Origin of the sequence: Sphingomonas sp. (assembly GCF_031372575.1) — a bacterium.
Lineage (GTDB): Bacteria > Pseudomonadota > Alphaproteobacteria > Sphingomonadales > Sphingomonadaceae > Sphingomicrobium.
The window spans coordinates 1-6,322 of sequence record NZ_JANMLM010000051.1 but is presented as its reverse complement, the minus strand read 5'-3'; the positions used below and the strand labels follow the sequence as shown (position 1 = coordinate 6,322).

Sequence of the window (6,322 nt, the reverse complement as noted above, 5' to 3'; positions counted from 1 at the left end):
GCTTCAACCTCTATTGCAAATTCACGCCCTTGGAACCGCTCCCCGAGCTTCGCGCCGCGGGCTCGGTCCGCCCCGAAATCGCCGCCGCCACCGATATCATTGCAGTGCGCGAGAATATGGGCGGAATCTATCAGGGCGCGTGGGATGAGACGGGCGAACCCGGCGACCGCATTGCAAGCCACCGGTTCGACTATCGCGAGGCCGACGTTCGCCGGGTCATGGGGGTCGCACTCGATCTCGCCGCGACCCGCCGCGGCAAGGTTCATGTCGTGCTCAAGCCGGGCGGCATTCCGTCCATCTCGTCATTGTGGCGCAGCTGCGCGAAGGAAATGGCGCGCGATAAAGGCATCGCGCTGGGCGAGCTCGAAATCGACAATGCAGTCTATCAATTGATCGCCGATCCGGGCCAGTTCGACGTCATCGTTTCGCCCAATATGTTCGGCGACGTGCTGGCCGATTGCGGGTCGTTATTGCTCGGCTCGCGTGGGCTATCCTTCTCGGGCAATTTCAACGATTTGGGCCATGCGGTTTACCAGACCGGCCACGGCGCCGCGCGCGACATTGCGGGCAAGGATGTCGCCAACCCGATCGGCCAGATTTTTTCGCTCGGCATGATGCTGCGCGAAAGCTTTTGCTGGCCCCAGGCCGATGCCGCGCTTCGCCAGGCCGTGCGCGCGACGCTTCGTCAGGGAATCGCCACCAGCGATCTCGCCATGCCGGGTACGCGCGTCGTCGGCACCTCCGAGTTCGGCAATGCGGTCGCCGATAACCTCATCGCCTTATTGGCCGACCAGCCCCTGTGATCCGCTCGGCCCTCCTGCTGATCGACCTGCAGGAGGATTATCTCGCCCGCCCCGGCCTGACGCCGCCGCGGGCCGAACTGGTCGCCGCTATCGCCTCTGCGCTCGCTCAGGCGCGGGCCACCGGCGAGCCGATCTTTCACATCCGCACTGGCGGTCCCGGCGCCATGCCGCACCGCGACGTTGCGCCCGACCCAACCCCGCCGCCCGACCTCGCCGATAATTCGGGCGAGCTGGTCTTCACCAAGCGTTTCTTCAGTGCGTTCGACGCCCCCGGCCTCGACGACGCGCTCAAGGCCGCCGGGATCACCCGCTTGCGCCTCGCCGGGCTTCACGCCCACGCCTGCATCCACGCCACCGCGCTCGACGCTTATGCCAAGGGCTACGAAGTCGAGATCGACGATCGCCTGATCGCGAGCGACCAGCCCGCGTTCGCGGCGAAATCGCTCCGCTGGCTCGACGGCCGCGCTGCCACCATCGTCACCAGCGAAGCGCTAAGCTTCCAGCATCGCGATCCCTGCGACCAGGACCGCATCCTCGATGAGGTCCCGCTTTCCCCCCCGGACGAAGTGCGCGCGGCCATTGCCGAGCTCAACGCGCCGATCCTGCCGATCGAACAACGCGCCGCCAGATTGCGCGCTGTCCACGCCAATCTGTCGGCCAATCGCGACGCCATCGTCGACGCTCTGATCAATTCAGTGGCCAAACCGCGCCGCGATGCGGAGGGCGAAGTCGCTTACGGTCTCGCCTTGCTCGATCATGTCGCAACGACGCTCGACGACCACCAAGGCCATGTCGCCTTTCGCCCCGTCGGCCGCGTCGGGCTGATCACCCCATGGAACAACCCGTTCGCGATTCCCCTCGGCAAGCTCGCGCCGGCGATTGGCTACGGCAATGCCGTTGTCTGGAAGCCCGCGCTTCAGGGAACGATCATTGCCCGCCTCCTCGCCGCCGCCTTGGCCGAAGTCGGGCTTGGCGAGGGCCTAGCGCTGATCACCGGCGGCGCATCGACCGGCCGCGCGATGATCGATAGCGGAGCCCTCGACCTGCTTTCCTTCACCGGCTCGGTCCCGACCGGCCGTGCGATCATCGCCGCCGCCGGTCACCACGCCCTCCCCGTCCAGGCCGAGCTTGGCGGGTGCAACGCCGCGATCGTTGAATCCTCGGCCGACCTCGCTTCCGCCGCGACCGATCTTGCCGCCGCAATATTCAGCTTCGCCGGCCAGCGCTGCACCGCGATCCGCCGCGTGATTGTGCTGGCCGACATCGCCCCGGCCTTCACCGAGCGACTATTCGACGAGGTCGCCAAGCTCCACCTTGGTGACCCGAACGACCCCGCAACCCACCTCGGTCCGGTAATCGACCGCTCCGCGCAACAGCGTTTCCTTGCCCTCGCCGGAACCGTTGCCCCCGCCAATCTGTCGCCCCCCGGCTGCTGGATCGCCCCGACCCTGCTCCACGACCTTCCGGCCGATCACCCGTTGCTGACACAGGAAATATTCGGCCCGCTCGCTGCGATCCAGGTCGCGCGCGATCTCGATCATGCGATCCACCTCCACAACGCCAGTGATTTCGGCCTCGTCGGCGCGCTCTTCACCACCGACCCAGCGGCGGAGACCCGCTTCCTCGCCGAGGTCGAGGCCGGGATGCTGTCAATCAACCGCGCGCGCCCGGCCTTCTCGGCCGCGGGACCATTTGTCGGCTGGAAATCCTCCGGTTTCGGCCCGCCCGAGCATGGCCGCTGGAACCGCGACACCTACACCCGCCCGCAAGCGCATTACCGCGCAGACTAAGTTCTCTGAAAAGGAGAAAAATGGTGGGCGTGGCAAGGATTGAACTTGCGACCCCTGCGATGTCAACACAGTGCTCTACCACTGAGCTACACGCCCACACAGGCGGCTCTCTAGTCGGCGCACTCGTACATCGCAACCCCGATTGATCGGGCTGTTACAGCCGCCCGTGCTGGTCTTCGGAGTGGAACATCCGGTCGACCTCGGCCACCAGGTCCTTGAGGTGGAACGGCTTGGACAGCAGTTTGGCTTCGGGCGTGGTCCGACCGCTCTGCAGCGCGACCGCAGCGAAGCCGGTAATAAACATCACCTTGATCGCCGGATCGATGGCACTCGCTTTCTGCGCCAACTCGATCCCGTCCATCTCGGGCATCACGATGTCAGTCAACAGCAGGTCGTAGCGGCCGGCCTCGATCAACGGCAGCGCTTCGGTGCCGCAGCCGACAGCCTCGACATCATAACCGACTCGCACCAGCGAACGCTGCAGATATTCGCGCATCGACGTGTCGTCTTCGGCAAGGAGGATCCGGATCATGGCGATGATGTATGCCGCTAACCGACGCAATTTACCAGCGGCTCCATGCGGTCAAATATTGCTGTCCTTTTCTGGCACGGATAGGCTGAGCGCTTGACCCACGCCCCCCTTCCCCCGCCGACCATCATCGCCCCGCGCGGCGATTGGCCGATCTTGCTGTCGGTGCCGCATTCGGGGCGCGACTATCCCGATTGGCTGCTGGCCAGTGCGGCCAATGATCGTCCCGCGCTCGAAAGTCTTGAGGACCCCCTGGTCGATCGACTCGCGTGGCGCGCCCTCGCGCTCGGCCCTGGCGCGGTCATCGCCACTGCGCCGCGCGCCGCGATCGATTGCAACCGCGCCCCTGATGAAATCGACCCCAATGTGGTCGCCGACGCGCCGCCGGCTACCTCGACTCGCGCCTTGGCCGGGCTTGGAATCATCCCCGGCCGGACCGCGCGCCACGGCCATTTGTGGCTTGGCCCGGTCAGCCGGGCTGAACTCGACAGGCGGATCGCCACTGCCCACGCGCCTTATCACGCCGCAATCGAACGCGGGCTCGACCGGATCGCCATAGTCCATGGCACCGCGATCCTGCTCGATTGCCATTCGATGCCGACCCGTCGCGGCCAGGCCCAGTTGGTGATCGGCGACCGCCACGGCAGCAGCGCCGCGCCGCACATCACCGCCGCCGCCGCGCGCATTGCCCGCGCGTCGGGCTGGACGGTCGCGCTCAATTTGCCTTACGCCGGGGGCCACATCGTCGATCGCCACGGCCAGCCACAGGCCGACATTCACGCGCTACAGATCGAGCTCGACCGCGCCAGCTATCTCGCCCCCGACGGCCGCACCCCCGGCCCCGGCTTCGATCACTCCGCGCGCTTGCTCGAATCGCTCGTCATCGGCCTCGCCGCGACGATTGCCGACCGCCTGCCCCTCGCCGCCGAATAAAAAAAGGCCGCCCCAGCGTGCCGGGGCGGCCCAAGTTCAGGGAGGATCCGCATCCACTAGGGATACGCGGCCGGTCGGTGTCCAAGGGGTGGATATGCGCCCGCGCCAGCCAAGGGATCAGATGGGAGGCCGCACCCCCCGCTTCAATCCCCGATCCTTCGATTCGGCTTTATTCGGTCACGCCTCGGCGTCGGCCGGGACGGCCTTGGCAGCGGCACCGAGCGGCCCCTTGCCCTGCTCGACCTGGCGGAAGAAGACGTCGCGGATCAGCGCCAGCGACATCAGATGGGCATAGATCAAAGGCAGCATCCCGCTCTGCGCCATCTTGCGCAATTCATCGCCGCGCAGGTCGCGCAATTTCTCTTCGTCGACCATCTTGAAGCCGCGATACAGGAATGGCTGCTCGACCCCGTCGGGCTGGATCGACACTTCGCCTTCCATCAGCAGGCCCGATGCCTTGAGGTCGGTCATGAACGCCTGGGTGCGCAGGCCCGCGGTCTCGAACTGCTCGCAGAAGGACAGGATGTTTTTGGTCAGCTCGCTCGGCTGGTCGCCGTCGAACAACGGCTCGCCATCGCCATCTTCGCTCAGCGCACCCGAGGTCGGGTCGACGCACAGCGACAATTCGTCGCTGTCAGGCTGCAGCCGCGCCAGAATGAACGGATAGCGGCGCATGTAAGCCGGCATGTAGGCCGGCTCGCCGATCGGCTTGCCCTCGGCGTCGATGAAGGTGTTGACCCCTTCGTTGAGCCCCATCAGCGCCAGCGGCACCGGTTCCTCGCCAGCCGAAAAGATGATCGGAAAGCTGCGCTGCGCATGGGTGAATTCCTCGACCGTCACGGGAATTGCGTGGGTTTCGTGGATCCCGGGCACGGTCACCAGCCGCTTCAATTTCATCGCGCCATGCTGGCCCGAGTTGATCGGCACCAGGTCATTGTACAGAAGCGGCAGGCTCGCAGTCGGCGCTTGGGTCGCCATCGTCATCATCTCCGTCGAAGGGGGCTGCGGCGCGCGCTAACCCAATGAAATCTCGCGGTTGCGCTCTAGAAGCGGCCCCGCACTTGTGCAAGTCTCGGCAGGACCAATCGAGCGACCCGGCGCGAGCGAGCGACAAGGATCAATTCATCATGCGTTCAATGCCGCGCTGCCACGTCCATCCTTCGCCATGATCGACGCTTCATGATCCTAACCGGCCTGCTTGGCCTCCTCGCAATGCTGCTTGGCAGCGGCGATCCGGTGCGCCAGCCCGGCCCGCCGGTGCGGATGATGGTCGTCCAGGAACAGATGATTCTGCGAATCCCGGTTCGTCCCCACCCCCCGGTCCGCTTGCAGTGGGAAGAGGAGAAGGGCCCCAAATGCCTGCCGGCCGGCGCCATTGCCTGGGCATTGCTGTCGGGGCCTGGCACGATCGACATCGTGATGCGCAATCGGCAGCGGATCCGCGCCAAGCTCGACAATGATTGCGACGGCCTCGATTTTTACGACGGGCTCTACATGCAGACCGGTGACGGCGAAGTCTGCGCCAAGCGCGACTCGATCCGCAGCCGGGTCGGCGCGACCTGCCGGATCGAGAAGTTCAGGATGCTTGTCCCCAGGATCGAGCGCTAGCGTAACCTGCTGGCATGATGTCGGTCGACGCTGTAAACTATTGGTTCAATCAGGAGTCGCTGTCATGAAATCCCGCATTGTCATCGCCATTGCCGCCATCGCCTTCGCCTCGACCGCCGCTTACGCCGCAGACAAATGCTGCTGCGACAAGGACAAGATGGCCGGGATGGAAAAGATGGCTCCAACCCCTGCTCCAGCCCCGACTCCAGCCCCCGCTCCCGCCCCCGCGCCACAGAAATAGCGGCGGAACCGCGCAGCGGACGAATGTTCATGACCTTCAAGTGGCGGAAACGCTGGCTGGTCTTGGCGCTTTTGGCGGCGGCCGGTCCATTGTCAGCGGGCGTTCCCGTTCGCGTCACCGGCAACACTGGCGCTGACGACCTGCTGACCAAGGACATCGTCCAGACGATCACCTATTTCGGCGATACCTTTGACTGCCCCGCGCCGTCCGAGATCCGCACTAGCCAGCTCAATGCCTCGATGGTGCCAAGCGGATTGCGCAAAGCCGCGCTCCGCGCCGCTTATGAAGAATGGGATGCCGACTTCTGCGGCAAGACCGAGCGCTTCTTCATCACCTACTGGCCCGACCCCGCTGGCGGCTCCTTCCTTTCCGTCACCTACCCATATCCGGCCACTGCGCCCTCGGCGACGTTTCGCTA

Annotated in this window: 8 protein-coding genes and 1 tRNA gene; 6 read left to right on the top strand and 3 right to left on the bottom strand. The window is 65.4% G+C overall.

Annotated elements, in window-relative coordinates; genetic code table 11:
* Together RMN73_RS03920 and RMN73_RS03915 are read left to right on the top strand one after the other, a co-directional pair.
* Positions 1–803, top strand: an 803-nt coding sequence (locus RMN73_RS03920; protein ID WP_309602009.1) for an isocitrate/isopropylmalate family dehydrogenase, incomplete at its 5' end; no start/stop codon positions are given.
* Entirely contained in the window at positions 800–2,593 is a 1,794-nt protein-coding gene (locus RMN73_RS03915) for an aldehyde dehydrogenase family protein (protein WP_309602008.1), read from the top strand. The genes RMN73_RS03920 and RMN73_RS03915, both read left to right, overlap by 4 nt.
* A gap of 21 nt (positions 2,594–2,614) precedes the next feature.
* On the opposite strand, the gene RMN73_RS03910 is transcribed toward RMN73_RS03915, so the two are convergent.
* Together RMN73_RS03910 and cpdR are read right to left on the bottom strand one after the other, a co-directional pair.
* Positions 2,615–2,689, bottom strand: a tRNA-Val gene (locus tag RMN73_RS03910).
* A 58-nt stretch (positions 2,690–2,747) separates the two neighbouring features.
* Positions 2,748–3,125, bottom strand: a complete 378-nt coding sequence (cpdR, locus tag RMN73_RS03905; RefSeq protein ID WP_309602007.1) for a cell cycle two-component system response regulator CpdR — start codon at positions 3,123–3,125, stop codon at positions 2,748–2,750.
* A 93-nt stretch (positions 3,126–3,218) separates the two neighbouring features.
* Between cpdR and RMN73_RS03900 the strand changes: the two genes are divergently transcribed.
* The gene (locus RMN73_RS03900; protein ID WP_309602006.1) at positions 3,219–4,055 is read left to right on the top strand and encodes an N-formylglutamate amidohydrolase; all 837 of its coding nucleotides are present in this window, start codon (positions 3,219–3,221) and stop codon (positions 4,053–4,055) included.
* 177 nt (positions 4,056–4,232) lie between these two features.
* Here RMN73_RS03900 and RMN73_RS03895 read toward each other — a convergent pair whose 3' ends face one another.
* Positions 4,233–5,033 carry a SapC family protein gene (locus RMN73_RS03895; RefSeq protein WP_309602005.1) on the bottom strand — a complete coding sequence of 267 codons (801 nt, stop codon included), beginning with the start codon at positions 5,031–5,033 and terminating at the stop codon, positions 4,233–4,235.
* A 201-nt stretch (positions 5,034–5,234) separates the two neighbouring features.
* Between RMN73_RS03895 and RMN73_RS03890 the strand changes: the two genes are divergently transcribed.
* From RMN73_RS03890 to RMN73_RS03880, 3 genes are all read left to right on the top strand, one after another.
* On the top strand, positions 5,235–5,663 hold the full coding sequence (locus RMN73_RS03890; protein WP_309602004.1) for a hypothetical protein: 429 nt from the start codon (positions 5,235–5,237) through the stop codon (positions 5,661–5,663).
* Positions 5,664–5,727: 64 nt separating this feature from the next.
* Positions 5,728–5,904, top strand: a complete 177-nt coding sequence (locus tag RMN73_RS03885) for a hypothetical protein (RefSeq protein WP_309602003.1) — start codon at positions 5,728–5,730, stop codon at positions 5,902–5,904.
* Between the two features lie 29 nt (positions 5,905–5,933).
* Positions 5,934–6,322: hypothetical protein (locus RMN73_RS03880; RefSeq protein WP_309602002.1), on the top strand; the 389-nt coding region annotated here is incomplete at its 3' end.